Source organism: Pseudoalteromonas sp. SR44-8 (assembly GCF_014163635.1).
In the GTDB taxonomy this organism is placed as follows: Bacteria; Pseudomonadota; Gammaproteobacteria; order Enterobacterales; family Alteromonadaceae; genus Pseudoalteromonas; species Pseudoalteromonas rhizosphaerae.
On record NZ_JACJDS010000006.1, the window covers coordinates 140,967 to 166,593 of the forward strand.

A 25,627-nucleotide genomic window follows, 5' to 3' on the forward strand; every position below is an offset into this window, starting at 1 on the left:
ACTCCTTATGTCTTTATGAGCGTAGCACAAACGCTCTTTGGAGCAGCAAAGATGCAAGCCAAGGATAAGAGTAGAACACTGACATCTGAACAATTATATCTGATTGATGCTTATTGGCGAGCGACTAATTATTTGTCGGTTGGTCAAATTTATTTGTCCAACAACCCTTTGTTAAAACGTCCTTTAGAACTCAGTGATATAAAAGTTATGTTACTTGGACACTGGGGGACAACTCCAGGTCAGAACTTTATTTATGTGCACTTGAATCGAGTGATCAAACAACACGATTTAAATATGATTTATGTTTCAGGTCCTGGTCACGGCGGACCTGCTGTGCTGGCGAATACTTACCTTGAAGGAAGCTACAGCGAAATCTACCCAGACATCAGTCAAGATGAAGCAGGATTACAAAAGCTGTTTTTACAGTTTTCTTTTCCAGGGGGGATCCCTAGCCATGCGTCACCCCAATGCCCGGGCTCGATCCACGAAGGTGGTGAGTTGGGTTATTCCCTAAGCCATGCTTTTGGGGCGGCGTTTGATAATCCCGATTTAATTGTTGCTTGTGTGGTTGGTGATGGTGAAGCTGAAACGGGGCCGCTTGCAACTGCTTGGCATAGTAATAAGTTTCTCAGCCCTGCCACTGACGGCGCTGTATTGCCAATACTGCATCTCAATGGTTATAAAATTGCTAATCCAACAATTCTTGCCCGTATTCCTAAAGACGAATTAACGCAGTTAATGCGTGGTTATGGTTGGACGCCTATTTTTGTTGAGGGTGATGAGCCAACTCTGATGCACCAAGCGATGGCGGCAGCCCTTGATAAAGCCGTGCAGCTTATTAAAAAATTCCAACAAAATGCGCGTGAAAATGGTGACTTAAATCGTCCAGCGTGGCCGATGATCATACTTAATTCGCCAAAGGGCTGGACCGGTCCTAAAGAAGTCGATGGATATAAAATTGAAGGAACCTTCCGCGCTCATCAAGTGCCAATTTCAGCACCGGTGAATCATCCCGGACATTTGGCGTTATTAAGTGACTGGTTAAGTAGTTACCGACCCCAAGAACTGTTTGACGAACGTGGTTGTTTGTTACCAGAGATAGCCGCGTTGGCGCCAACAGGTGAACGCCGTATGGGGGCAAATCCTCATGCTAATGGCGGTTTATTACTACAAGATTTAAAAATGCCCGATTACCGAGATTACGCCTGCGAGGTGACAACGCCTGGTGTACGCGGTGTGGGTGATACCCGAGTGCTTGCGCCATTTCTGCGTGACGTCACTAAGTTAAATGATAAAGAGCAAAACTTTCGGGTGTTTGGTCCCGATGAAACTATTTCCAACGGTTTGGCTGCCTTGTTTGAAACCACCCGTCGGCAATGGGATGTGACCACGTATGCGAATGATGAATATTTAGCACCGAGCGGCCGAGTGGTCGAAATGCTCAGTGAACACCAATGTGAAGGCTGGCTTGAGGGTTACTTGCTGACTGGCCGTCACGGGTTGTTTAACTGTTACGAAGCGTTTATTCATATTATTGATTCTATGTTTAATCAACATGCAAAATGGTTAAAAGTATCATCGGCATTGTCGTGGCGGCCTAAGATTGCCTCGCTTAATTATTTATTGGCATCTCATGTTTGGCGTCAGGATCATAATGGTTTTACCCATCAAGATCCGGGTTTTATTGATGTTGTAGTCAATAAAAAAGCGGAGATTGTTCGCGTTTACTTACCACCCGATGCGAATTGTTTATTGTCGGTGATGGATCATTGTTTACGCAGCCGTCATTACGTCAATGTGGTGATTGCAGGCAAACACCCAGCTCCGCAATGGTTAACAATGGAAGAAGCTGAAAAACATTGCGCACAAGGAATTGGTATTTGGCATTGGGCTGGCAATCTTAGTGACGATGCCATTGAGCAAACGCCTGATGTGGTTATGGCTTGTTGTGGTGACGTGCCTACACTCGAAACATTGGCGGCAGTATCAATTTTGCGTGAATATTTGCCAACGGTTAAAGTGAGGGTGGTTAATGTGGTTGATTTAATGCGTTTACAGCCAGAAACCGAACATCCGCATGGATTAAATTGCCAAGATTTTGATGCGTTGTTTACCACCGACAAGCCAGTAATATTTGCTTTTCATGCTTACCCATCACTTATCCATCAACTTACTTATCGTCGCACTAATCATCACAATATTCATGTTCGCGGCTATAAGGAAGAAGGCACAATTACGACCGCCTTTGATATGACGGTATTAAATGAAATTGACCGTTTTCACTTGGTCATTGATGCACTCGAACGATTACCGCAAACCGGCGCTAAAGGCATCGAGCTTAAGCAGTTATTACATGAAAAGTTAATTGCGCATAAAAAATATATCAACAAAAATGGCCTTGATATGCCAGAAATTCGTGATTGGCACTGGACTTCATCAGTATGACCACATCTGTCCTGCAACCCGCTGATAATAAGTTAAATGTTGGCAGCATAATAGCAATACGTGGCAGTGTAATTGACGTCAGTTTTGCGACAAAATTGCCGCGTATTCATTCAATACTGACCGTAGATCTGAGTGATATCGCGTTAGGTGATACAGAGCAAGTCGTTATTGAAGTGTTAGAGCAACGCAATGCCAAGCAGGTACGGTGTATAGCTTTAACACCAACGCAAGGGCTCGCCCGCGGAATGCAAGTTAAAGACAGTGGTAACCCTTTGTTAGCACCGGTTGGCAGCGGTATTTTATCGCGGATGTTTGATGTGTTTGGTAAACCGATAGACCGTCAAGGCAGTTTGACAGATATTAAATGGCGCTCGGTACATCGAGCACCACCAACACTTAGTGAGCGCTCTACACAGTCGCAAATTTTCACAACCGGTATCAAAGTAATTGATGTACTCGTGCCGCTCGAGAAAGGCGGCAAAGCAGGGTTGTTTGGCGGTGCAGGGGTCGGTAAAACAGTTTTGCTCACTGAAATGATCCATAACATGGTAGGTAAGCATAAAGGGGTGAGCATTTTTTGCGGTATAGGTGAGCGCTGTCGAGAAGGTGAAGAGCTTTATCGGGAAATGAAAGCGGCAGGTGTATTGCCTAATATGGTGATGGTGTTTGGTCAAATGAATGAACCACCAGGGAGTCGTTTTCGGGTTGGTCAAGCGGCATTAACCATGGCTGAGTATTTTCGCGATGATGAACACCGTGATGTATTGTTATTGATTGATAATATTTTTCGGTTTATTCAGGCAGGCTCTGAAGTATCTGGTTTGATGGGACAAATGCCGTCACGACTCGGTTATCAACCGACGATGGGCACCGAGTTGGCCAGCTTAGAAGAACGTATTGCGAATACCAATAATGGGGCTATTACCTCTATTCAAGCTGTATATGTGCCTGCTGATGATTTTACTGATCCGGCTGCGGTACATACGTTTTCTCACCTATCTGCGTCCATTGTATTGTCGCGACAACGCGCCAGTGAAGGACTATTTCCTGCTATTGATCCCTTACAGTCAAACTCCAAAATGGCCAGTCCAGGTATTGTTGGTGAACGGCATTATCAACTGGCGCAAAAAGTGCGCAGCACTTTGGCTCAGTATGCTGAGCTTAAAGATATTATTGCGATGCTTGGCTTAGAGCAACTGTCGCCGGAAGATCGTTCCGTCGTTGGGCGTGCGCGTCGGCTGGAACGCTTTCTTACTCAGCCATTTTTTACCACCGAACAGTTTACTAATCATAAAGGTAAACTTGTTAGTCTTGATGAGTCGTTAGATGGCTGCGAGCGTATTCTAAACGATGAGTTTAAAGATTATCCTGAAAGCGCGCTTTATATGATAGGCAATATCGATGAAGCAAAACTAAAGAGCACACCAAATAAACAGGCATCAAGTACCACTGACACCGCAAGTACAGTGAAAAACGCCGCCAAAGCGGCTGGAGCAGACAATGAACATGCACCTTAAACTGCTTTTACCCTCACAGATCTTTATTGATAAAACCGATATTAGCAACATTATTGTCGAAACGAGCAGTGGGTCGTACGGCTTATTACCGCATCGGCTTGACTGTGTGGCGGTGCTTACGCCGGGCATTCTGACTTTCTCAACCATCGCCGAGGGCGAAATATTCGTAGCCGTAGATGAAGGAGTGTTGGTGAAAACAGGACTCGATGTTTTGGTGTCTGTGCGTAATGCCCTAGTTGATAGCGATTTAACTAAGTTACGCGCCGCTGTTGAGCAAGACTTTCTCGCAATCAATGAGCAAGCCCTGCAAGTGCGTGCAGTAATGGCAAAATTGGAAAGCGGTTTTCTGCATAAGTTTGTTAGCTTTAAACAACAGTAAAGCGCCCTCAGCAAGGCAAATAATATGAATGAGCGTAAGTTGAAAACAGCTACTAAAGCAAAGCCTACATTAGCGACAAAAGTCGGCATTAAAGCCACGCGCAAGTTAAAAGCGCGCAGTCATTCGCAGCAACGAGTGTGGTTTGGCTTAGGAATGATGGGGTTAATTGGCTGGTCAGTCGCGATACCTACCTTAGTGGGAGCAAGTATCGGAGTCTATGTTGATGGTCATTATCCCAGTGAAAGATCTTGGACACTAGCCTTGTTAGTCGCAGGTTTGGCACTTGGTTGTTTTAATGCATGGCATTGGATAGAGAAAGAAGATCTGGCAATAGGTGAAGAGCACAAAGTCACCGCAGAGAAGGAACATAATGATGAGTGATACAGTGAACTTAATGCTGATCTGGTGCTTAGGTTTAGCATTGGGTGGTTTTTTTTTCGTAGGTCTTTGGTGGACGGTACAAAAAAGTATTCGTTCAGCGCATCCGGCGTGGTGGTTATTAAGCAGTTTGCTGGTGCGTATGACAGTAACTATCGCAGGCTTTTACTTAGTTGTAAGTCATGAAATGGCTAATGCGTCATTGCTACGTTTACTGATCTGTTTGTTTGGATTTATTTGCGCACGACTTATCACAGCCCGCTTGGTTGCGAAAATGACGGCTAGATTGGATACACCAGTACAGCAAGTAGCCGTTATTGAGCAGCTTAATCCACATGAAGGATCGCAACATGCACCTTAGTCCCGATGTAGTGATTTATTGGCAGCTTGGCTTTGTGAAAATTAATGCAACCATTGCTTTTACATGGGCACTGATGCTGCTGTTGACCCTTGGCTCTATGCTGATCACTCGAAATATATCAACTAACTTGCAACGTTCGCGCTGGCAAAATTTTTTAGAAATTATAGTCACGGGGATTGAAACGCAAATAGAAGAAGTTGGTTTGCAACAGGCGAAAAAATACCTCTATTTTCTTGGTACCTTATTTTTATTTTTGGTTAGTGCAAGTATCTTCACTATTGTTCCCGGCTATGAACCACCCACAGCGTCACTATCAACGACAGCGGCACTGGCACTTAGTGTATTTATCGCGGTGCCAATGTTTGGCATTGCACAGCAGGGCGTTGTTAACTATCTCAAATCTTATATGGCGCCGACTATGATTATGTTGCCATTTAATATCATTAGTGAATTGTCACGCACATTGGCATTGGCTGTGCGCTTGTTTGGCAACATGATGAGTGGTGCGATGATTATTGGTATTTTGTTGACCATCACCCCTTTTATTTTCCCTATCGTGATGACGGCACTAGGGCTACTAACTGGCATAGTGCAAGCCTATATTTTTACTATTCTTGCAGCCGTCTATATTGCGGCCGCAACACAAACTCGCCAACCGGATAACAGATCAGACAGCAAGTGAATGCCACAATAATGAACATCAATTAATCTTAACATTACATTTTTGCTTACTTTAACAATGAAAGATTTTGGAGATCACATGGACAGTATGACAATGATTGCAATCGCCTCGATAATTATTTCGGGCATCACTACCAGTATTGGGTGTATAGGTCCGGCTCTTGGCGAAGGACGTGCAGTAGCTGCTGCACTGAGTGCCTTAGCTCAACAGCCTGATGCTTCAACGACCATCACGCGCACTTTGTTTGTTGGTCTGGCGATGGTTGAATCCACAGCGATTTATTGTTTTGTGGTATCGATGATCTTACTTTTTGCAAACCCGTTTTGGAATTATGCCATCGCGCAAGCCACAGGATTGTAAGCCATGTTAATTGACTGGTTCACTGTAGCAGCACAGGCTGTTAATTTTTTGATCTTGGTATGGTTGTTAAAACGTTATCTTTACCAACCTATTTTGCATGCTATTGACGACCGTGAGCAACGCATTGCCGATGAGCTCGATGTTGCTGCGGCTAAACAGCAACAGGCCAGCGCTGAGCGAGCTATATTTGAAGATAAAAATAACCAATTTGCTCAAGAGCGTGACACGTTATTACAGCAAGCAAAAGATGATGCTGATGCAAAACGACAGCAGTTACTGGCTCTGGCACAACAAGACGTTGCTGCATTACATGATAAACATCAAGCAATAATCGCCGCAAATGCTAAACATCTGACCAATATACTGAGGCGTAAAACCAGTGATGAAGTATTTGCTATCACCCGCAAAACCTTACACGACCTTGCAAGCGCAAGTTTAGAGCAGCAAGTCACTCAGGTATTTATAGCGCAATTAAGTGAGTTGCAGCCAGCGGCAAAAACGACGCTAGTAAAAGCACTCAAAGACAGCAAAAAACCGGCATTATTAACGAGTGCATTTGAGTTGCCTGATACAGAGCGCGCTGCTATTGATAAAGCGATTAAAGCAACATTTGGCGCTGACATTGACTTAGAGTTTGCCACCTCAGCAGAGCTTATTAGTGGTATTGAATTGAGTACTAATGGCCAAAAATTAGGCTGGAATATTGCTGACTACCTGCAGTCGCTTGAACAAGACGTTGTGGCGCTGCTAAAACAAAATGGCAAAGCTGTTGAGCAGGGAGCAGCTGACAACAAAACCAAGCGCAGTAGTGATAATAAACCAAACGATGAGCTGCCTGACCAAGAGCAAGATAAAGGCAAAGTACTTACTAGCAAACCCATTACTAACATTGAAAACCACCATGAGTGATGTAACTAATACAACTAATACAACTAATAGCAGCCAATCTTCGGCTTTAATTCGCCAAGCAACAACAGCCTATCATAGCGAAACACTCGATAATATTTTCGACAACTCATTCGCTCTAATCGAAAAAGCTCGTAAGGCATTTTCGCCTCAAATGAAATCGTATGAGGTGGGTATAATTACCAATATTGCAACCGGTATTGCCAAAGTATCAGGATTACCCAGTGCCGGTTTTGAAGAGATGTTGATCTTTGCTGGCAATGTGCGAGGTATCGTGTTCAATGTCGATATAGATGAGTTAGGCGTGGTATTACTTGGCGATTACGCACATTTACAAGCTGGTGATGAGGTTCGACGCAGCGGTCATGTTATGGATATCGCTGTGGGTAATGAGTTATTGGGGCGCGTTATTAATCCTCTTGGTCAGGTGTTAGATGATGGATTGCCTATTCAAGCCACGCAGCATTTACCAATCGAACGAACGGCAACGGCGATAATGGATCGCGCTGCGGTGACAGTGCCGTTACAAACGGGGTTGATTGTTATTGATGCCTTGATCCCAATAGGACGAGGGCAACGGGAGCTTATTCTGGGTGATCGACAGACCGGAAAAACCGCGATTGCCATCGACACTATTCTCAATCAACACGATAAAAATGTGCTCTGTGTTTATTGCGCGATAGGGCAACGGGCTTCGAGTGTGGCAAAGGCTGTGGCGACATTACGTGAACAAGGCGCAATGGCTTATACTGTGGTGGTGGTTACCGAAGGCAATGAACCGGCGGGCTTACAGTACATTGCTCCGTATGCAGCGATGAGTATCGCGGAATATTATATGCAACAGGGGCAAGATGTACTGATTGTTTTTGATGATTTAACCAAACATGCGCGCGCATACCGTGAACTGTCGTTGCTGCTTCGTCGTCCACCTGGGCGTGAAGCATTTCCTGGCGACATTTTTTATATTCACTCACGTTTACTTGAGCGCGCCACTCAATTAAATAAAGCACTTGGCGGTGGCTCACTTACTGCACTGCCTATTATTGAAACAGAAGCACAAAATATCTCAGCTTACATACCCACCAACTTAATTTCGATCACCGATGGGCAAATATATTTATCCCCATCGTTATTTGAATTGGGTGTTTTACCCGCTGTTGATGTTGGTAAATCTGTTTCGCGTGTTGGCGGCAAAGCTCAACTGGCAGCGTTTCGGGCTGTAGCGGGCGACCTAAAATTGACTTATGCACAATTTGAAGAGCTAGAAACATTTGCTCGCTTTGGTGCGCGTTTAGATCAAGATACCGCAAAATCAATTGAACATGGCCGCCGTATTCGCGCCAGTTTACGCCAGCCAGAATCATCTCCGCTTCCAGTCGCTGAACAAATCATATTATTACTTGCTTTGACTTCGGGCCTATTTGATACCATTGCATTAGCAAAAATGAGCGCAGCAAAAAATGCTTTACGAGGTATTATCAATCGTTTGCCTGCTGAATTATCAACGCGATTAGCAACCTCAGGATCATTAAGTGACGAGGATCATCAAAATATCATTGCCCTATCAAAACAAGCGCTGGCGAGTATTGAAGATAGTAATGCGCCATTGCTGGCTGACGGCTCTGAACAACCATGAGTAATACCGCTGCTAATTTGCGTCATAAAATCGACAGTGCCAGCGATTTAAAAGGAGTTGTGCGGACGATGAAGGCGCTTGCCGCATCGAGTATTAGTCAATACGAAAAATCTGTCAGCTCATTAACTGATTACTATCGAACGGTAGAATTAGGATTAAGCGCTACGATACAGGCGGTTGATGTTAATTTACCTGCAGTGGGTGCAATATCGAACACAGATAAGCAGGGCGATAATATAGTCAGTGCTATTGTGTTTGGCTCCGATCAAGGTTTAGTTGGGCAGTTCAATGAAGATATTGCTGACTTTGCAATTAAAGCACTGGCCGATTTAGGCGCGCAATCTCAGACCACACAACTGCAAGTGTGGGCGGTGGGTGAGCGAGTCTACTCACGACTCGCCGATGCCGGTTTATCTATGGAAAAAAGTTTTACGGTGCCCACGAGCATAAATGAGATCACCGCGTTGGTTGGGCAAATTCAAATTGATAGCGAAACACACCTTGCTAATGCAAGCGCTGCACGTGTTTATGTATTTTATAATCAGATGCAATCGGGCGCTCAATATCAGCCAATATCACAACGATTACTGCCGCTTGATCAAAAATGGCAACGAGAGTTAGCACAAATCCCTTGGCCGACAAAACGATTACCCGAAATTTTAGGTAGTAATGATATGACACTACGGGCATTGATCCGCGAATACATATTTATTTCGCTTTATCGCGCCTGTGCCGAGTCGTTGGCCAGTGAAAATGCTAGCCGGCTTGCGGCGATGCAGCGTGCAGAAAAAAACATAGAAGAATTATTAGACAATCTCGGTAAAGAGTTTCATGTGCTAAGGCAAAGCTCTATTGATGCAGAGCTAAGCGATGTACTGGCAGGTTATGAATTACTTAACTTGAATGCTGATTAAATAATCTATTAAGCCTTGTAACTCAAAATGAAGTTAGAACTAAGATATTTGCGTATTTCGCATCTTAATTTGTTGAGTTATTGAGTAACACGTTTTTTATAGTCAAGGTGATGTAATATTTGTTGATATTTCCAGCATAGTGTAGCCATATTTCAGCTCTTTTAACGATAAGTTCTGCTATATTGAAATAAAGAGAGTATATATTGCTAATATTAGTTAGTGATTGTGTGCTCAAATAATAACCTTGCAAGCACAAAAACAACAGATTGCTCTAATTATCTAGTTTTTATCGGGCGATTGATTTATTTTTTGTGCCTTTTGTGAACTTTTATGGCAATAAAGCTAGATAAATTAAAAATATAGTTAACACTTATAACTAATAGGCCGATAATACACATAGTTAAATAATAAGGTAGATCGCATGGCTTCAAGTTTGTCTTTTCAGGACCTAAGCATAAGTAAAAAAATTCACGCTATCACGAGTATTGCTGTTATCGCTTTTGTAGTTATTGTATTAATCAATTATATTTCGATGGTGGACAATCGTGGCTCATTAGACGAACTTGAAAAAACATCTTATCAAGTGGTAAAACTAACATCAGCGAACGTCGGGTTACTTGAAAAATTAGATGAGCTTTATACACAAGCAGTTACATTTGGCGAACAAGATATTGTTGATAAAGCAAAAGAGACGCTGACAGCATTAACTGAGAATCTTGACGCAATAAATAATATTAATAGTACCTACATTGATAGGCAAACACGCACACAGTTAACCGAATACGCTGCTATATCAACAAAAATTGCTAACGATATGATCAGTGGAACTGCTGATTTTAGTAAAATCCAGCAGCAAGCACAATCTAAAACCAATATGTATAACTCGGTGTTGCAAAGTCTTAAAGCTGCTCAGCAACGTGCCGATGCGCGCTTTTTTGAGTTGGTAAAAAATACCAAGTCACGCTCTGATCATGCATTAACGTTAATGCTGGTTGTGTCATCTGTTTCATTGTTATTACTATTATTTATGGCTATTTGGATTGCTCGTGGAATTGCTGCCGCCGCCAGTGATGCGGCTGGCAATTTACGCTTATTAGGTGAGGGGAAAGGCTCTCTTAGCACGCAGCTTACAGTTCGTAGTGAAGATGAAATCGGCCAAGTTGCAATTAACTTCAATACATTTATAGCCTTGTTAAGAGAGTCGGTACTCGAAGTAATGGCGGTGTGTGAACCCTTGATGGAAAACTCAACGCGCTTAGTGCAAGGCATGGAACAAGCAGAAAATGCGACCAGCAAGCAAACCGCAGATGCTGAAATAGTTAAACAGTCGATGGAAGAAATGAAGCAAAGTGTAGGAGACATTTCACATTCGGCAGCAAGTGCCTCACGTGCAGCGCAAACGGCTGAGCAAGAAGTGGAACAAAGCCGTTCACAGATCCGAACATCGGTCACTGAATCTCAGACGTTAAGCGCTGAAATTAATCGTGCCGCTTCGACAATTAACAAGCTAGCGGATGATACAAAAAATGTAACTCAGATACTTAATGTGATCACTTCGATTGCAGAGCAAACCAACTTGTTAGCACTTAATGCTGCTATAGAAGCTGCGCGAGCGGGTGAACAAGGACGTGGTTTCGCTGTGGTTGCTGATGAAGTCAGAGAGTTGGCATCGCGTACGGCTAAATCAACCAATGAAATTCGTGAATTATTAAACACCTTAACCAGTGCTGCAAACGAGTCGGTTAGCGCTATGACATCGGCGCGTGATATGGCCAGTAATAATGCAACAGCGGCAGAAAATACAGGTATTTCAATTGAAAAAATTGCAGAGCAAATGCTTGAAATTAATGGTATGAACTCACAAATTGCAGCAGCCACTGAAGAGCAAACATCAGTTGCGGCAATGGTGGTCGAAAATGTATCTAATATGCATACATCATTCGAAGATACTATGGCTTCGCTTACTGCAGTTCGTGATGTGGCGAAGAACTTACATTACTTGTCTGATAATCTATTGGATGCGACGGCTAAATTTAAAGTCGAATAACCTTGTGGTTATAATAAAAAACGCCTTGTGGTTAGATACCACAAGGCGTTTTTTATTTAAGTTATAACAGCTAGAAAGTTGCGATTACTTTCACTGCATCACTCACTTTACTGCTATCAATATAGCCAATAGCATCGGCATTACTCGAAACAAAGTCGATTACCGCTTGGTCATTATCTAGTTTTTCTGGCGGTGTACCTTTACCAGTAAAAACCAATTTTGACCAATAGGCATTAAGTTGGCTACTTGATTTACCAACCACTTTGTCATTGAATTCATCAGCAATACTGTTGCCGTTTTGATTTACTGGATTTACTTTCACACCATCCGCGAATGACTTACTTTTGCCAAGGTAGATTTTTTTGATTTCATCTTGGTCTATCGCGTTGGCATTACCTGTATTTACGATCACAGTAACGCCTGCAAACGCACTAAATGAACAGGCAGACATAAGACCCGCTAAAATTAGTTTTTTCATAACCATCCCCTTAAAAAACCAAATCAACAGCAACGGCAATAACATCCGTTTCAGTATCTGAGATATCATCATTAAAACGGCTAAAATCAACTTTTAGTGCCGCAGACGGGTGAAAGTCGTAACGAGTTCCGATAGTGTATACATTACTTTGTGCACGAACACCATTGAGTGCCTGATTAATCCCATTATTGAGAGGAGGCACTTGGGTTACTTGATCAAAGCGCGATTTGTCATGTTTGTCGTCATTATCTTCATAAGTAAAATGAACGATCCACTCATCCATACGATAACCAATCGACGCATAATATTGTGATTGTTTTGCTAAGATACTTTTTTCAACTTCAAACTGTGTATATTCGGCATCAAATAATATGTTGTTATAGTCAATCGAAAAACCCACACCAATAAATGTACCGTCATCTTCATTTATAGCAATATCATCAGCTTGAGTTATTAGGCCGTTGTCGCGCAGTAATTGTTCAAGGCCATTAATAGCTTGTCCGCCAGCTTCACCATTGCTTAAATCAATAGAGGTTTCAGCAACTAAGTAAGCGGCACGTACACTAAACCAATCATACGATAGAGTCCAGTTCACTCCTGCGATGTCGTTTAGTTTGGCTTCATCATTGTTTGTAACTGCTGCAATGTCACCATCAAAGCCACCATAAATAACTTGTAAGGTTGAATCCCAATCTCCTATTTGTGAAGTGTGCAGTAGGCTCAAGCCTTCATAGGTAGAAAATGGAATGCTATAAACAGACTGTGGTGGTCTTACCCAGCGATAAGCATAGCCAACATCTAAGAAGTCAGAGTAGCGATAAAAAGGCACACGCATTTTACCCGCACTGAGTTGCAGCTCATCGGTAAATTCGTATGTTAAATAAGCCCATTCAAATTCGGCATCAAAATCATTCTCACCGCGGGCTACAATTTGTGCAGTTGCACTGAGCTTATCTTGTAAATCAGCCGATAATTGTAAAGCAAAAACGCTTTCATTTTTAAATGAAATGTCGTTGTCGTACCCGTATCGAGTTGTGTCATCATCCAATGTTTTGCCACCAACAATAGAGGCAAAACCATTAATACGCACTTCTGCAAATGAACTTGCAGATGCGCATACAGCACATAAGGCAATTGCGAGAGGAAGTTTTTTCATTGTGTATCCTAAGTTTTTAGTATGTTGATTTCAGCTGGAGTATAGGAGTAAATATGTGAATTATCGATAATTTAACGGTATCTTTATGATTTTATATATGTAGTTTAAAAATGGAGGGAGTGTGGTGGGGAACTTTAAAACAACTCGTACGATCAGCCGAACTGCTTTAATTATACTGCGAATGTAGGCTGCCTTAAGGGCAGCCTAATTAAATAAAATAGCTGTTTGAAGTGCAGGGCTTAGTTATTACTTTCTTTGTTATGTTCTTCACGTGCAGCTTGTAATTCGTCAACGAGCTGTTGGGCTTTTTGCTTGGTTTTTTCAGTTAACTCGCCTGCTGCTTCTTTACTTTCAATCCAGGCATCAAGGGCAACTTCTTTGCCATCATCATACATATCAAGGCCAAGCTTTTTACTTTCTTGTAGTAGCTCATCAAGTGAATCACCTTTAAATTGATTGCTGGTTTCTTTTACGTCATCCCATGCATCATTAAGTGCTTTTTTAACCTCAGTTTTAGCTTCTGCGGCATCTTTTTTTGCTTCGCTGGCATCTTCACAACCGGTTAGTGCTACACAGCCTAATAAAACTAAACTTGCTAATTTGTTCATATTTGTTCCTTTGTATAATAATGATGTCCCGAGGAATATTTCCTCTGGTACAGTATTGATGGCAATCTTAAAACAAGCAATATACAGGCTAGAAAATGAATATACCTCGAACAGCACGACTTAATTTTAAATTAATGGATGAAAATGACAGTGCGCTACTGTTTGAACTCGATAACGACCCACAAGTTATGGAGTACCTTACTCGTGGCAAGACGACGACCATGAGCACCATCAAAGACGTTTTTATTCCGCGCATGCAAGCCTACCGTAATCCACAAAAGGGCTGGGGGCTTTGGCAAGTTAACCTTAATGATAATGACAGCTTTATTGGTTGGATATTAATTCGGCCAATGGGGTTTTTTACTGCAGAGCCTGATTTTAGTGATATTGAAATTGGCTGGCGTTTTAAACGCACAAGTTGGGGTAAAGGTTACGCCAGTGAAGCCGCGCAAGCCGTTGCCGATGTGATCACCGCCAATGTTGAGATCAAGGCACTTAGCGCCACTGCACTAAAAGACAATAACGGCTCGATTAAAGTGATGGAAAAGCTGGGTCTGCAGTTTATTGAACACTATACCCATAGCGACGAGTTCGGCGAGTTACCAGCCGTGTTATATCGAAAATTTGTGTAAAGCTGTTTATTGTAGTTTGACCCTTGTTAACTGAATGTGTATTAATGGGGTTAATAAAATAATCAAAAAATAAAATCAACAAGGAATTAAATATGTTTGCAGGTGTAAAACATTTACTGATTTTTAGTGTCATTGTAATGCAGTTACATATAACTGCATTGGCAGCTAGTGGCAAAACAGCCCAAGCAGCAGTGGCTATGCCCGATAGTTACAGTAGTGACGTAGCAAAAGCCATTTTGGAGCAGGGCGGTAACGCGGTTGATGCAGCCATTGCTGCGCAGTTTGTATTAGCCGTAACTTTGCCTGAAGCGGGAAACATTGGCGGTGGTGGTTTTATGCTGATCCAAAAAGACGGGCAAGGCGACTTTATAGATTACCGCGAAACAGCTCCAATTGCCGCCTATCGCGATATGTATTTGGATGACAAAGGTAATGTGGTTGCAAATAAATCGATATACGGCATTCACGCCAGTGGGGTACCCGGTAGTGTGGCTGGTATGTGGCTTGCTCATCAAAAACACGGCACACTTGATTGGAAAACCCTTGTTGAGCCTGCAGTAAAGTTAGCCGAGCAGGGTTTTATTGTTCACCCGAAATTAGCCAGCAGTATTGAGCGCTACATTGCCCGCATGGCTAAAAAAGACGTAACAATTAACTTTGCTGATTATTTTGCCAGCGCTAAAGCGAAGCAAAACTTTAAGCAACCTGAGCTTGCAGCCACGTTAAAACGTATTCGCGAGCAAGGTAAGGCAGGATTTTATGAAGGAGAAACTGCTAAAATCATTGCCGATTTTATGGCTGAACATGGCGGGATCATTACGCAAGCGGATTTAAAAGCCTATCAAGCAAAATCACGTACCCCGATGAAAGCCGCTTGGAACGGTTACCAAGTACTCACATCACCACCACCAAGCTCCGGCGGTATTGCAATAATACAATGGTTAAAAATGTACGAGCTGACTAAACCCAAAGCAGGGCTTGAGCACAACTCCACAGCATATATTCATTTATTAGCAGAAATTGGCAAACGCGTATTTGCTGATAGAGCAGAGTACTTAGGTGATCCAGACTTTTTTGACGTGCCAAAGAGCGAATTAATCGCCATGGATTATCTTAAAAAGCGCAGTAGCAGCATCACACTCGATAAAATATCGACGACTGAAAACATTAAACCAGGGTTATATGAAAGCGAACAAACCACGCATTTTTCTATAGTTGATAAATGGGGTAATGCAGTATCGAATACCACCACCATTAATTTAGGTTATGGCAGTGGTGTAGTCGTTACTGGCGCGGGCTTTTTGCTTAACGATGAAATGGATGACTTTAGTGCCAAACCAGGGGTGATGAATGTATTTGGCGCGCTCGGTGGTAAAGCCAATGAAATCCAGCCGCATAAGCGTATGCTTAGTTCAATGACGCCAACTATCTTACTCAAAGGCAATAAAGTTAAAATGGTTACCGGCTCACCTGGCGGCACCACCATAATAAGCTCGGTGTACGAATCTATTTTAAACGCGGTTGAATTTAATATGAGCGCCGATGAAGTGGTAAATAGCCCGCGTTTTCATCATCAACTTTGGCCTAAAAATGTCATACGTCATCATGCAGGGTTAGATGCAAGCGTTGTTAAAGCACTAGAGAAAATGGGCTACACCTTAGACGAGCGCCATTTTGGTGATATGCATGTGATCATCGAACGTGATGGCAAACTAGATGCCGGCTCAGAAGCGTCAGGGCGCGGTAAGGCGATGGTGTTTTGATTGCAGCTTTAGCGGTAAGTCATAAGTTGTAAGATTGCTTGGTGATAAATCAAGCGATTGTAGTTGGGGTGAGGGTAACGAAGCCCAATTACAAAAAGGTTTTAGGAGCTAGGTAACTAGGTGTTAGGGGAGTGACTCGTAGGCGCGAGTTTACCTCGCGCAGTACGCAGTTTAATGAAATTGGGTGTAAACGAACGACTCGCCGTAGCATGTGGTATCACCAGCACCAAAAGTAGGCGTTTGGAAGCGAAGACCCTTGTCGAAGCTCAAAAACAAAAGGAATTAACATTGCGCTGAGCAATAACTATTTAGCTTCACAAGGTTTAGTGTCATTGAAAGATATTTGGATCAATATTGATAACGGGAGATGAACCGCCCATTGCACTTTTTGCTAATGAAAAGCGCATGATGGGTGGTGTGAGGGCTGGAGGTTAGAGACCTCCGGCTACCCGATTAGTTGTACTTTTCTTTGTTAAGTATTTTAGGTACACGTAGTGCCATTACAAAAGCCAAAGAACAAACAACTGCTAAATATGCAAACCATGATAATTGGTATAAACCGAGTAAATTACTTAAATTATGTGACATAAAGAAAACAAATAACGCAGAAAATGCTAAGTATTTTACGGGTAATGTTTCTTGTATTTTAAGCTGACCAAAATAAAAACCTACACCGCCAATTAAACCAGCAACTATAACGCTTAATGCTACACCTAAAATATTAATATCAACATCCGATTTATAGACCGCGTAGTAACGAAAGGCAAAACCGAAAACTATTAGAAACGATGTAAATAGGCTTGATTGTTTAAAAATGCTCAATGTAACTCCTTGTACAGCTAACGCTTTAAACAGCGGAAAACGCTAGCGTTTTGGCGCAGCCAGCGAGTGGTTTTTTCGATGATTTAACTTATTAGGCAAACACTTACGCATGATGTCTACGAATATGTTTGATAAGACCATTATCATCAAACTCTAGAGACATTATATTAGTACTTGTATACTCAATGACCTTATCCATGTGGCTTGGTTTGACTTTAGCGTGTTCCGTATATTTGACGAATACCACATTGCTTCCAATCATCATCTGGTCAATTTTAATTTCACTGAATGTTACTTTGTCTTTCATCTTCGCAATCATCCCTTGTCGAAGCTCTTCCTTACTCGAGATAGTGACATTAAATTTCAGATGTTCATCAATAAATTCATCAGCCAAAAATGAAATGAAATGATCTATGTCTTCGACGGTAGTGTTTGGCTGTTGCCTCGCATTTTTTGCTTGTATGAATGCTTCAGCCTTTTGTTTTAATACACTTTCAGACAGTGTCTCATCTGCAAGAGCAGATAGTGAGAAAATAATTAAGGTAATTAACGATATTAAAAATTTCATTGGACTATCCTTGTTTGCTTAACTGTTAAATGATGCGGACCCAAAGAACCGCATATTAATTTTTAGGGTTACTACTAAAATGCTTTGCATAAGGTGCCCTGATGGAAGATCATTTGCCACCTCCCATTTATCAGAGACCATATTGAACATCGTAATGAGTAAATAGCGGTTGTTTCACCACCTTTTACCATTACAGCTTTATAAAGTAACTGGGCACAATTTGGCGCTAAATGTCTCAATTCATATTCAGATGCACTGATCTTAGGTGGCAATTCTGATGGCAGACGCTCCAGAGCTTCTTTTTTCCAAATCGAACTCCAGAGCCACCAATTTCAGTGAACTCATCCGCAATTAGTTCATCCAATTCGCCGTATGAAGCTCTGGTCTCAGCCTTAAATAAATGCTCTTCTAATTCGATGAGCTTCGCCTTTAAATTTTCCACCAAATCTCCAAGTAACCCTAACGAGCCTGTAGAATAACCCGTTTTTAATTTATTTTTATTGATGCATTAACCATAGCCGAGTTCCTATTTTGATTCAATTAGTTACTTCGATTTTACGTAAAATATAAAAAGAGGATTTGCTGTTGCTTTAATTGGCGTTTTGGAAGGTATCAAAGGTGTTTGAGTGGCTTATTTGAGGTGATAAGGGCTTACTTTTATTAATGCATCGTGTTTTGCTGCTTTTCTATATTATGAACTAAGCAATACAGTTGCCACAGAATGAAGTGAGGCATTCACTTTCGTTTGACCGCGTAAGGTCAATTTATTCATGCCTTTGTTAACTGTAATATTCCGCTTTTTACCATAAGGAAAGCAGGCTCAATACAACCGAGTCTTTTACCATTCCTTCAAGAAAAAGCTGTCTTCGCGCCATTGGGCTGTCTATTTTGACCTTCATTTTAATTAGCTAACGATGGATTTAGATCATTGTATCCGCCGTAGGATAAGAATGTGCTACTGGCGGCAATGGCGCTCTTTATAAAAGGAATAGCATGCACTAAAGTACGCAGTTTAATGAAATTGGGGGGGGCAGTGAGCGACTGGCCATAGCATGCGGTATCACCATACCAAAAGTAGGCGCTTGGAAGCGAAGGTCCTTGTAGAAGCTCAAAAACAAAAGGAATTAACATTGCGCTAGGCAATGACTATTTAGAGCGGGTGCTAAGAAGACACCCATCTTATGATTTGCAATGTATCAGTTACGTACTAATTTTATTATTAGCACAATAAATGAGCAGGTTGCCACATGGCTATTGCGAGAAAGCGTCAGATAAGTTTGGCTGATACAAAGTACTATCATTGTATTTCTAGGTGCGTACGTCGAGCATATCTATGTGGCGAAGATCGTTTTACTGGCCAATCATATGAGCATCGCAGGTGTTGGGTTGAAGAGAAGCTATTGGCTCTTTCTAACGTGTTTTGTATTGATGTTTGCGCATATACAGTGATGAGTAATCATACGCATTTAGTGTTGTATGTTGATGATAAAAAAGCGAAACGACTGAACGATAAAGCCATTATTATCCGTTGGCATAAATTATGTAAAGGCACCATGCTGACAAATAAATATGTTCAAGGGGACAAGCTAACGAAAGCAGAATGCTTCTTTTTAAATGAGACCGTCGATGAGTACCGTGAGCGTTTATCAAGTATTAGCTGGTTTATGCGATTATTAAATGAAGATATAGCTCGCAGGGCGAATAAAGAAGATGGATGTACAGGGCGATTTTGGGAAGGCCGTTTCAAATCACAAGCACTGTTAGATGAAGCCGCATTGGCTGCATGTATGGCGTATGTTGATTTAAACCCAATCAGAGCGAAGGTAGCTCACACACCAGAAACATCGGATTACACGAGCGTACAAAAACGGATTGAAAGTGCAACCGACGGTAAACAACCAATACAATTACTACGCTTTGCAGGTATGCCAAGGCAGCACATGCCAAAGGGCTTACCATTTGAGTTAAAATCTTATTTAGAACTTGTAGAGTTAACAGGTCGTTGTATACGAGAAGATAAGCGCGGTTATATAGATAATACTCATTCACGGTTATTGGAGCGGATACATATCTCAGCAGATAATTGGTTAAAACTCACGAGCCACTTTACACGGGTGTTTCATGGCGCAGTCGGGAGGCCAACATCGCAGAAAGGATACTGTGAACATTTAAATAGAAAGCGGCGAGCAAACGTGAGAAATTGTGAAAAGCTATTAGCATAAAATAGAGCGATATAGTAAACCATCTAAAGCAATTCAAAAACTGCGAATTTGCAGCCTTTCTATGTCTAACATTCAGTATTCAGCGGACATTAGTCACGTTATTTATTACAAACAACATTTCCTCGAAGAGTAATTGCGGGCAGGCAGTTTTTTGCACGGTTAAGTTTGATGACTTCAGCATTTATTTATAATGGGTGTCAATTTTGTTATTTTGTTTTTCTCAATTTTGTTTTTCTCAATTTTGTTTTTCATCATAATATCTCGTCTGTAAATAAAGCACTGGAGCGATAGTGCTAACCAAATGCAATCAATTAATTTAATTAGAGCCCTTAAATTTAGAGATAATATTAATACGTTTACTAAGTTGCAGTACTTCTATACTTTCAGGAATACAATCTGCAGTTGTAATATCAAAAAGGCAGAGATTAAATTGCTGTTCCGTTTTCAATAGTTCATCAGCGGATTTACCTTCAATATGCTCTTTATCAGATGAAATGAATTGAGAAGGGTACTCTATCCCATCGATACCTTTACTTTTTAGAAACTCAGAAATAATTTGAGTCGGAATATACTCTCTTGCTTGATGCTCAGGTGCATCAAGGGGCAGTGAAAATCGATGGGCTAAGAAGTAAGTAAACTTAGGGAAGTATAAGCTGTACCAATCATCAACGTCAGAAATATAGTCAAATCTAGCTATTTTTAGTTCTTTATTAGTTTTGAACTGAGCAACGCTAATGGGCGCTTCTGCATTCGCTCTGACTTCAGAAATCGCAGTACCTTTGTCGGAAGCTAAATAAAGAGCATTTACGTTGTATGCATTTAGCCTTCCAGAAGATCTTATATTAGGTACGGGTTTCATTTCATCACAGTTAAAAGGTTCTTCTTTATAGGCATTATCAATACTTGAATAAACATGCGAGCGTGCACGATAGAAGGTAGAACCACTTGGAATATTCTGGACAAATTTCTTCGAATCTGCGGTTAGAGCTTCATAAAAATCATTTAAGAAGCAATTGCTTTCTTGCGAATAAAAAAACCTATTTTCCTCACATACTTCTTTACAAAAAATGTTGAATCTTTCAGTAAAATTTTCCATTACGGCTCCAAAAAGTAGAATAGTTAAAAAGTATCGAAGAACAGAAGTGAGTTTACAATCTGTCTAAGGTCGCTTTTAGAACAGCGTAAATTATTTAATACTATAAACCCAGCGGCTCACCCTCCGGCAATTTTCACTTTGAATTTGAGTGCTTCGAGGATGGCTTTGAGTTTTTCGCGGTCGTCGCCTTGTACTTCAATGATGCCGTCTTTTACCGCGCCGCCTTGGCCCATTTTACTTTTAATGGTTTTGGCGAGTTTTTTTAAATCGTGTTGCTCGCTGTCAATACCAGTTACCAACATAACACCTTTACCTTTACGGCCTTTGGTTTGGCGTTCGATGCGCAGGGCGCCGTCTTTAAATACTTTACTAGCCACTGCTGTGCTTGGTTTTGGTTGGCTGATACGGCCTGTTTCGGTTGAATAAACGAGATTACTATCACTCATGCTTAACCTGCATTTAAAAAGTTAAATAAACAATGGCCTAGATAATATCAAATCTAAAACAAATTTGTGCATAGGGTGTTTTATTTTTGGTGATTTATCATTAACAAGTTATATTTAATACTAATTAAGAATGGATAATCTGAGCAGGAGTTAACTAATGGGTCTAAGTAAGAGTGCATCAGCAGATGGTGCTACACTGACTATTCAAATTAAAGGGAAGTTCGACTTTAATTTAGTGCAGTCATTTCGACAGTCGTATTCCGATATCAATGAAAAAACCGCTAAGGTCGTAATTGACTTGCGAGAAACAGATTACATGGATAGCTCCGCCCTTGGTATGTTACTGAATATGAAAAAGACCTTGGGTACCTCAGTTGATGCAATTCAAATCAGTAATTGTCAGCCGCAACTGAAAAAAATCCTGCAAATATCACGTTTTGATAAAAAGTTTGATATTGATTAATGCATATTCTCGTTGTTGATGATCAGCCACTTAATTGTACGCTTTTGAAAGTAATGCTGGTGCAACAAAATTACGAGGTATCGACTGCCGCTAACGGTGTTGAAGCATTAGCAATATTAGCACAGCAAAGCATTGATATTGTTCTACTCGATGTAATAATGCCAGTAATGGATGGCTATGAAACAGCGACAAAAATTAAGCAGTTATACAACGATGTTCACCTACCAATTATTTTTATAACCTCTTTGGAAGATCAAAACAGTTTTGAACGTTGTTTAGAGGTCGGTGGTGATGACTTTATTCATAAACCGTTTGATAAAGTAATTTTAACCGCGAAAATAAAAGCTCATAGCCGCACCCGCAAGCTGAGTTTAAAAACCCACGAACAAAATAAATTATTAGAATATCATTACAATCAAACCGAGCGCGAGCACGAAATCGTTGAGCATATTTTTAATAATGCCTTAGAAAACCAACATAAGTTTACCAACAACATTGATTTTCATCTTTCACCGGCTTCTATGTTTAATGGTGATATGTGTTTGGTTGGGCAAAGTCCTATTGGTAGTTTGTATTGTATGCTGGGGGATTTTACCGGCCATGGCTTAGCGGCAGCGGTAGGGGCATTGCCGGCGTCGAAAGTGTTTTACACTATGGTTAATAAAGGCATGGCGGTCAGTGATATTGCCGCAGAAGTTAATGCCGTATTAGTACAATTATTGCCCGGGCATATGTTTTGTGCCGCGACAATTATTGAGTTAAGTAGCTCCGGGAAAAGTGTTTCTGCTTGGCTTGGTGGCTTGCCTGACGCTTATTTAATTGATCAACAAGGAAGCGTATTAAAAACCTTAGAGTCACAGCACATGGCTTTAGGGATTTTAGAAGGCGATGAATTTGAGCGTGAATTAATTCATTTTGAAGTCGATAGCAGTATGCGTTTGGCACTGGCCACCGACGGTATTATAGAAACTACCAATGCAGACGATGAATTTTTTTCAGAGCAACGCTTTATAAAGGCACTTGCAAGCAAGCCCCAAGTCAGCTGTAAAGATGTGATCAATCAAGTTACTAAGTTTGCTCATGGCAGTAAACAACAGGACGACCTTAGTTTAGTGCTTTTTAACTGTATGGCGGTTCCTGCTGCGGCTGAAGAGCAAGCCGCTTACTCTCGATTACCGTTCAATTTTTCTTTAACGCTTAATTCACAGCAAATGAAACAAACCGATCCAGTGCTTGAAATCGTCGAAGTGATCACCCAAGTTGGCGGGCTAAAAGAGCACCGCTCTGATATTTTTTTACTGCTCTCTGAGGCATATAATAATGCACTTGATCACGGTGTATTAGGGCTCGATTCAGCGATTAAAAATAAAGAGGATGGTTTTATTGAGTATTATCAACTTCGAGAGGCAACATTAGCCAAACTCGTTGATGCATTGATCATTGTAGATATACGTTATTGTCCTGATACATTGAGCCTTTATTTTACAATTTGCGATTCAGGCAATGGTTTTGCAAACACCGACAGTAATGCTAACAGTAATAATCGCGAGCACGGTCGTGGGCTATCTATATTAGAAGAAATAGCAGAGCAGGTGACTTATAACTCATCGGGTAATCAAATTGAAATGTGTTATCGATTAGCGCAGCAACAAAGCTAGTCGTGGTTGTTTAGCCATGCTATGATTCGTTTTTTAGATGTTTGGATGGCTAAATGGTTTCTTCTTATTTATCTCTTGCGCAGTTAGATGTGCCTGCTCAGTTAGTCTCTGCTGAGCTTACTAAGCTCGAAAGCTATTTATCAAATCAGTCGCTTCCTGAGGTACGCTGGCAATATCAAATACCAGAACTGGGTGAAGGCGGGGCGTGCAGTTTATTTGGCTATTTACAAGATGAGCCGTTTAAACTCACTGATTTTTTACCGCAAGATCAGCACACCACGCAAAAGCTTGCTCAATTACAACTAATTGTTGATTACGTTGTAGCGCAAACTAAGGTTGATTGGTACGGCATTTACCAAAGTACAGCAACACCTGAGGGTCAGCAATTACTTAAACTGACTTACTTTGGCGCGCCAAGCCGACCGCTTTTTCCGCTTACTGAAGCATTTGCTGCTGGTAGTAATAATGTGCAGGTGGCACTGAGTAGTAAAGGGCGAGTGATCAACAACGTTGAGCAGTATTTGGCTGCGGGTGGTGAATATTATACCTGTGACCCTAAAGTAAAATCAGAAGCCTGTTTACCGCTTTTTGACAGTGCAAATCGCTGCGTTGGTATTGTTGATGGCGAAGCCTTTAATAACGATTTTTTCAACCAGCAAACATTAGCGCTATTAATTGCGTGCTGTATTAAAATTCCTCACTTTTTAGTGTAAATAACACTAGTCAATCTAGTGAGCTTTTATGTTAAGCTAAGTGCAACAGCTAACCCCTAAATAATGAAAGAGATAGTCAATGTTCTCAGTATTAAAACCATTACCCACTGATCCTATTCTTGGCCTTATGGCGGCCTATAAGCAAGATACTAACCCAAATAAGATTGACTTAGGGGTTGGTGTTTATAAAGACGAATTCGGTAATACGCCGGTATTAAAAGCAGTTAAAAAAGCTGAAGCGTTTCGTCTTGAAAACGAAACTAGCAAATCATACATTGGTTTGGCGGGTAACTTAGATTACTGCCAAAAAATGGAAAACCTATTATTAGGTGAGCACCAAGCGTTATTAGCTAATCGTGTTCGTACAGCACAAGCTCCTGGCGGTACAGGTGCACTGCGAGTTGCAGCTGAATTTATAGTTCGCTGTAATCCAGGTGCGACAGTATGGGTTACTAATCCTACTTGGGCAAACCACATTAGCTTGTTTGAAGCCGCTGGCCTAACAGTTAAAGAATACCCGTACTACGATTATGAAAACAAAGACTTATTATTTGATGAAATGATCGAAACCCTTACCCAAGTGCCAAAAGGTGATGTGGTATTACTGCACGCATGTTGTCATAACCCAAGTGGTATGGACTTAAACGAAGCACAGTGGAACACGGTTGCTGAACTGGCAAAAGATGTTGGCTTTACACCGCTGGTTGATATTGCATACCAAGGTTTTGGTTCAAGCCTTGAAGAAGATGCAAATGGTTTACGTATTTTAGCCAATGCAGTTGATGAGTTAATCATTTGTTCTTCATGTTCGAAAAACTTTGGTTTATACCGCGAGCGTATTGGTGCATGTTCAATTATTGCTAAAGACAGTGCAACAGCAGACATTTCAAACTCTGTTATGTTAAGTGTGGTACGTAGCATTTATTCAATGCCACCTGCGCACGGTGCTGACATTGTAAATACCATTTTAAGCAGTACAGAACTGACACAACAATGGCACAGTGAACTTGATGAAATGCGTAACCGTATCAATGGCCTACGTACTTTGATCAAAGACAGTCTAGCGGCAAAAGAGATTGCTCAAGACTTCTCATTTATTGACCGTCAACACGGTATGTTTTCTTTCTTAGGTATTAATAAAGAACAAATTGAGCGCCTGCAAAAAGAATACGGTATCTACATTGTTGGTTCAAGCCGCGTTAACGTAGCGGGTATCAGTCAAGCTAATATCGATTACTTTGCAAATGCTGTTGCAGATGTTTGTAAATAATCTTATTTAAATAGCGTTTATTGAAATAAAAAACCGCACTAACTTATTGTTGTGCGGTTTTATTTTTTAACCTAGAACCTAGAACCTAGAACCTAGAACCTAGAACC

The 25,627-nt window shown here is 41.3% G+C and carries 25 protein-coding genes and 1 pseudogene; 19 read left to right on the forward strand and 7 right to left on the reverse strand.

All coding sequences use genetic code 11. The features are described from left to right. Positions 1 to 51 precede the first annotated feature (51 nt). From H5183_RS04535 to H5183_RS04585, 11 genes are all read left to right on the forward strand, one after another. A complete protein-coding gene (locus tag H5183_RS04535; protein ID WP_182731036.1) occupies positions 52 to 2,445 on the forward strand; it encodes a phosphoketolase in 2,394 nt (797 codons plus the stop codon). Further along, the gene (atpD, locus tag H5183_RS04540; RefSeq protein ID WP_182731037.1) at positions 2,442 to 3,962 is read left to right on the forward strand and encodes a F0F1 ATP synthase subunit beta; all 1,521 of its coding nucleotides are present in this window, start codon (positions 2,442 to 2,444) and stop codon (positions 3,960 to 3,962) included. Before H5183_RS04535 ends, atpD begins: the two co-directional genes overlap by 4 nt. Then, positions 3,946 to 4,341, forward strand: coding sequence for a F0F1 ATP synthase subunit epsilon (locus tag H5183_RS04545; RefSeq protein ID WP_259397106.1), 396 nt, complete (start codon positions 3,946 to 3,948; stop codon positions 4,339 to 4,341). The genes atpD and H5183_RS04545 overlap by 17 nt, the downstream gene beginning before the upstream one ends. A gap of 24 nt (positions 4,342 to 4,365) precedes the next feature. Then, on the forward strand, positions 4,366 to 4,722 hold the full coding sequence (locus H5183_RS04550) for an AtpZ/AtpI family protein (protein WP_182731038.1): 357 nt from the start codon (positions 4,366 to 4,368) through the stop codon (positions 4,720 to 4,722). After that, positions 4,712 to 5,080: an ATP synthase subunit I gene (locus H5183_RS04555; RefSeq protein WP_220496255.1), complete on the forward strand. Its 369-nt coding sequence runs from the start codon at positions 4,712 to 4,714 to the stop codon at positions 5,078 to 5,080. The genes H5183_RS04550 and H5183_RS04555 overlap by 11 nt, the downstream gene beginning before the upstream one ends. Beyond that, positions 5,070 to 5,762 carry a F0F1 ATP synthase subunit A gene (locus tag H5183_RS04560; RefSeq protein ID WP_182731039.1) on the forward strand — a complete coding sequence of 231 codons (693 nt, stop codon included), beginning with the start codon at positions 5,070 to 5,072 and terminating at the stop codon, positions 5,760 to 5,762. The genes H5183_RS04555 and H5183_RS04560 overlap by 11 nt, the downstream gene beginning before the upstream one ends. Before the next feature lie 78 nt (positions 5,763 to 5,840). Then, on the forward strand, positions 5,841 to 6,122 hold the full coding sequence (locus H5183_RS04565; RefSeq protein WP_145242870.1) for a F0F1 ATP synthase subunit C: 282 nt from the start codon (positions 5,841 to 5,843) through the stop codon (positions 6,120 to 6,122). 3 nt (positions 6,123 to 6,125) lie between these two features. Further along, a complete protein-coding gene (locus H5183_RS04570) occupies positions 6,126 to 7,031 on the forward strand; it encodes a F0F1 ATP synthase subunit B (protein WP_182731040.1) in 906 nt (301 codons plus the stop codon). Continuing rightward, positions 7,024 to 8,664 carry an alternate F1F0 ATPase, F1 subunit alpha gene (locus H5183_RS04575; RefSeq protein WP_182731041.1) on the forward strand — a complete coding sequence of 547 codons (1,641 nt, stop codon included), beginning with the start codon at positions 7,024 to 7,026 and terminating at the stop codon, positions 8,662 to 8,664. The genes H5183_RS04570 and H5183_RS04575 overlap by 8 nt, the downstream gene beginning before the upstream one ends. Beyond that, positions 8,661 to 9,578 carry a F0F1 ATP synthase subunit gamma gene (locus H5183_RS04580; protein ID WP_182731042.1) on the forward strand — a complete coding sequence of 306 codons (918 nt, stop codon included), beginning with the start codon at positions 8,661 to 8,663 and terminating at the stop codon, positions 9,576 to 9,578. The genes H5183_RS04575 and H5183_RS04580 overlap by 4 nt, the downstream gene beginning before the upstream one ends. 421 nt (positions 9,579 to 9,999) lie before the next feature. Then, on the forward strand, positions 10,000 to 11,625 hold the full coding sequence (locus tag H5183_RS04585; protein ID WP_182731043.1) for a methyl-accepting chemotaxis protein: 1,626 nt from the start codon (positions 10,000 to 10,002) through the stop codon (positions 11,623 to 11,625). A gap of 70 nt (positions 11,626 to 11,695) precedes the next feature. On the opposite strand, the gene H5183_RS04590 is transcribed toward H5183_RS04585, so the two are convergent. The 3 genes from H5183_RS04590 to H5183_RS04600 all read right to left on the reverse strand — a co-directional run bounded on the left by H5183_RS04590 (position 11,696) and on the right by H5183_RS04600 (position 13,867). Then, positions 11,696 to 12,103, reverse strand: a complete 408-nt coding sequence (locus H5183_RS04590; protein ID WP_145242880.1) for a phosphate ABC transporter substrate-binding protein — start codon at positions 12,101 to 12,103, stop codon at positions 11,696 to 11,698. Positions 12,104 to 12,113: 10 nt separating this feature from the next. Further along, positions 12,114 to 13,259 (reverse strand): porin, encoded by a 1,146-nt coding sequence (locus tag H5183_RS04595; protein WP_182731044.1) that lies wholly within the window; start codon positions 13,257 to 13,259, stop codon positions 12,114 to 12,116. Positions 13,260 to 13,498: 239 nt separating this feature from the next. Beyond that, on the reverse strand, positions 13,499 to 13,867 hold the full coding sequence (locus tag H5183_RS04600; RefSeq protein ID WP_182731045.1) for a hypothetical protein: 369 nt from the start codon (positions 13,865 to 13,867) through the stop codon (positions 13,499 to 13,501). A gap of 95 nt (positions 13,868 to 13,962) precedes the next feature. Here H5183_RS04600 and H5183_RS04605 point away from each other — a divergent pair, with 95 nt between their 5' ends. Both H5183_RS04605 and ggt read left to right on the forward strand, forming a co-directional pair. After that, complete coding sequence (locus tag H5183_RS04605) at positions 13,963 to 14,499, forward strand: GNAT family N-acetyltransferase (RefSeq protein WP_182731046.1); 537 nt, start codon at positions 13,963 to 13,965, stop codon at positions 14,497 to 14,499. Between the two features lie 92 nt (positions 14,500 to 14,591). Continuing rightward, on the forward strand, positions 14,592 to 16,262 hold the full coding sequence (gene ggt, locus H5183_RS04610; protein ID WP_182731047.1) for a gamma-glutamyltransferase: 1,671 nt from the start codon (positions 14,592 to 14,594) through the stop codon (positions 16,260 to 16,262). A 453-nt stretch (positions 16,263 to 16,715) separates the two neighbouring features. On the opposite strand, the gene H5183_RS04615 is transcribed toward ggt, so the two are convergent. Next, positions 16,716 to 17,084 carry a hypothetical protein gene (locus tag H5183_RS04615; RefSeq protein WP_182731048.1) on the reverse strand — a complete coding sequence of 123 codons (369 nt, stop codon included), beginning with the start codon at positions 17,082 to 17,084 and terminating at the stop codon, positions 16,716 to 16,718. Positions 17,085 to 17,187: 103 nt separating this feature from the next. Then, on the reverse strand, positions 17,188 to 17,652 hold the full coding sequence (locus H5183_RS04620; protein WP_182731049.1) for a nuclear transport factor 2 family protein: 465 nt from the start codon (positions 17,650 to 17,652) through the stop codon (positions 17,188 to 17,190). 914 nt (positions 17,653 to 18,566) lie between these two features. Here H5183_RS04620 and H5183_RS21940 point away from each other — a divergent pair. Continuing rightward, positions 18,567 to 18,883, forward strand: a pseudogene (locus tag H5183_RS21940) (hypothetical protein); the annotation flags it as partial. Positions 18,884 to 18,899: 16 nt separating this feature from the next. Further along, positions 18,900 to 19,874 (forward strand): transposase, encoded by a 975-nt coding sequence (locus H5183_RS04625; protein ID WP_182731050.1) that lies wholly within the window; start codon positions 18,900 to 18,902, stop codon positions 19,872 to 19,874. Positions 19,875 to 20,190: 316 nt separating this feature from the next. On the opposite strand, the gene H5183_RS04630 is transcribed toward H5183_RS04625, so the two are convergent. Together H5183_RS04630 and H5183_RS04635 are read right to left on the reverse strand one after the other, a co-directional pair. Then, positions 20,191 to 20,970 carry an RES family NAD+ phosphorylase gene (locus H5183_RS04630; protein ID WP_182731051.1) on the reverse strand — a complete coding sequence of 260 codons (780 nt, stop codon included), beginning with the start codon at positions 20,968 to 20,970 and terminating at the stop codon, positions 20,191 to 20,193. A gap of 116 nt (positions 20,971 to 21,086) precedes the next feature. Beyond that, the gene (locus tag H5183_RS04635; protein WP_182731052.1) at positions 21,087 to 21,416 is read right to left on the reverse strand and encodes a stress response translation initiation inhibitor YciH; all 330 of its coding nucleotides are present in this window, start codon (positions 21,414 to 21,416) and stop codon (positions 21,087 to 21,089) included. A gap of 157 nt (positions 21,417 to 21,573) precedes the next feature. On the opposite strand from H5183_RS04635, the gene H5183_RS04640 reads away from it, so the two are divergent. From H5183_RS04640 to H5183_RS04655, 4 genes are all read left to right on the forward strand, one after another. After that, positions 21,574 to 21,879: an STAS domain-containing protein gene (locus H5183_RS04640; protein WP_145240332.1), complete on the forward strand. Its 306-nt coding sequence runs from the start codon at positions 21,574 to 21,576 to the stop codon at positions 21,877 to 21,879. Further along, positions 21,879 to 23,537, forward strand: coding sequence for a fused response regulator/phosphatase (locus tag H5183_RS04645; RefSeq protein WP_182731053.1), 1,659 nt, complete (start codon positions 21,879 to 21,881; stop codon positions 23,535 to 23,537). Before H5183_RS04640 ends, H5183_RS04645 begins: the two co-directional genes overlap by 1 nt. A gap of 53 nt (positions 23,538 to 23,590) precedes the next feature. Further along, positions 23,591 to 24,250: a histidine kinase gene (locus H5183_RS04650; protein ID WP_182731054.1), complete on the forward strand. Its 660-nt coding sequence runs from the start codon at positions 23,591 to 23,593 to the stop codon at positions 24,248 to 24,250. Positions 24,251 to 24,329: 79 nt separating this feature from the next. Continuing rightward, positions 24,330 to 25,520, forward strand: a complete 1,191-nt coding sequence (locus tag H5183_RS04655) for an amino acid aminotransferase (RefSeq protein ID WP_149983417.1) — start codon at positions 24,330 to 24,332, stop codon at positions 25,518 to 25,520. The last annotated feature ends 107 nt before the right edge of the window (positions 25,521 to 25,627 follow it).

Coding starts and splice junctions, on each gene's coding strand:
- H5183_RS04535 (WP_182731036.1), top strand. CDS start 52: ATGCAAGCCAAGGATAAGAGTAGAACACTGACATCTGAACAATTATAT.
- atpD (WP_182731037.1), top strand. CDS start 2,442: ATGACCACATCTGTCCTGCAACCCGCTGATAATAAGTTAAATGTTGGC.
- H5183_RS04545 (WP_259397106.1), top strand. CDS start 3,946: ATGAACATGCACCTTAAACTGCTTTTACCCTCACAGATCTTTATTGAT.
- H5183_RS04550 (WP_182731038.1), top strand. CDS start 4,366: ATGAATGAGCGTAAGTTGAAAACAGCTACTAAAGCAAAGCCTACATTA.
- H5183_RS04555 (WP_220496255.1), top strand. CDS start 4,712: ATGATGAGTGATACAGTGAACTTAATGCTGATCTGGTGCTTAGGTTTA.
- H5183_RS04560 (WP_182731039.1), top strand. CDS start 5,070: ATGCACCTTAGTCCCGATGTAGTGATTTATTGGCAGCTTGGCTTTGTG.
- H5183_RS04565 (WP_145242870.1), top strand. CDS start 5,841: ATGGACAGTATGACAATGATTGCAATCGCCTCGATAATTATTTCGGGC.
- H5183_RS04570 (WP_182731040.1), top strand. CDS start 6,126: ATGTTAATTGACTGGTTCACTGTAGCAGCACAGGCTGTTAATTTTTTG.
- H5183_RS04575 (WP_182731041.1), top strand. CDS start 7,024: ATGAGTGATGTAACTAATACAACTAATACAACTAATAGCAGCCAATCT.
- H5183_RS04580 (WP_182731042.1), top strand. CDS start 8,661: ATGAGTAATACCGCTGCTAATTTGCGTCATAAAATCGACAGTGCCAGC.
- H5183_RS04585 (WP_182731043.1), top strand. CDS start 10,000: ATGGCTTCAAGTTTGTCTTTTCAGGACCTAAGCATAAGTAAAAAAATT.
- H5183_RS04590 (WP_145242880.1), bottom strand. CDS start 12,103: ATGAAAAAACTAATTTTAGCGGGTCTTATGTCTGCCTGTTCATTTAGT.
- H5183_RS04595 (WP_182731044.1), bottom strand. CDS start 13,259: ATGAAAAAACTTCCTCTCGCAATTGCCTTATGTGCTGTATGCGCATCT.
- H5183_RS04600 (WP_182731045.1), bottom strand. CDS start 13,867: ATGAACAAATTAGCAAGTTTAGTTTTATTAGGCTGTGTAGCACTAACC.
- H5183_RS04605 (WP_182731046.1), top strand. CDS start 13,963: ATGAATATACCTCGAACAGCACGACTTAATTTTAAATTAATGGATGAA.
- ggt (WP_182731047.1), top strand. CDS start 14,592: ATGTTTGCAGGTGTAAAACATTTACTGATTTTTAGTGTCATTGTAATG.
- H5183_RS04620 (WP_182731049.1), bottom strand. CDS start 17,652: ATGAAATTTTTAATATCGTTAATTACCTTAATTATTTTCTCACTATCT.
- H5183_RS04625 (WP_182731050.1), top strand. CDS start 18,900: ATGGCTATTGCGAGAAAGCGTCAGATAAGTTTGGCTGATACAAAGTAC.
- H5183_RS04630 (WP_182731051.1), bottom strand. CDS start 20,970: ATGGAAAATTTTACTGAAAGATTCAACATTTTTTGTAAAGAAGTATGT.
- H5183_RS04635 (WP_182731052.1), bottom strand. CDS start 21,416: ATGAGTGATAGTAATCTCGTTTATTCAACCGAAACAGGCCGTATCAGC.
- H5183_RS04640 (WP_145240332.1), top strand. CDS start 21,574: ATGGGTCTAAGTAAGAGTGCATCAGCAGATGGTGCTACACTGACTATT.
- H5183_RS04645 (WP_182731053.1), top strand. CDS start 21,879: ATGCATATTCTCGTTGTTGATGATCAGCCACTTAATTGTACGCTTTTG.
- H5183_RS04650 (WP_182731054.1), top strand. CDS start 23,591: ATGGTTTCTTCTTATTTATCTCTTGCGCAGTTAGATGTGCCTGCTCAG.
- H5183_RS04655 (WP_149983417.1), top strand. CDS start 24,330: ATGTTCTCAGTATTAAAACCATTACCCACTGATCCTATTCTTGGCCTT.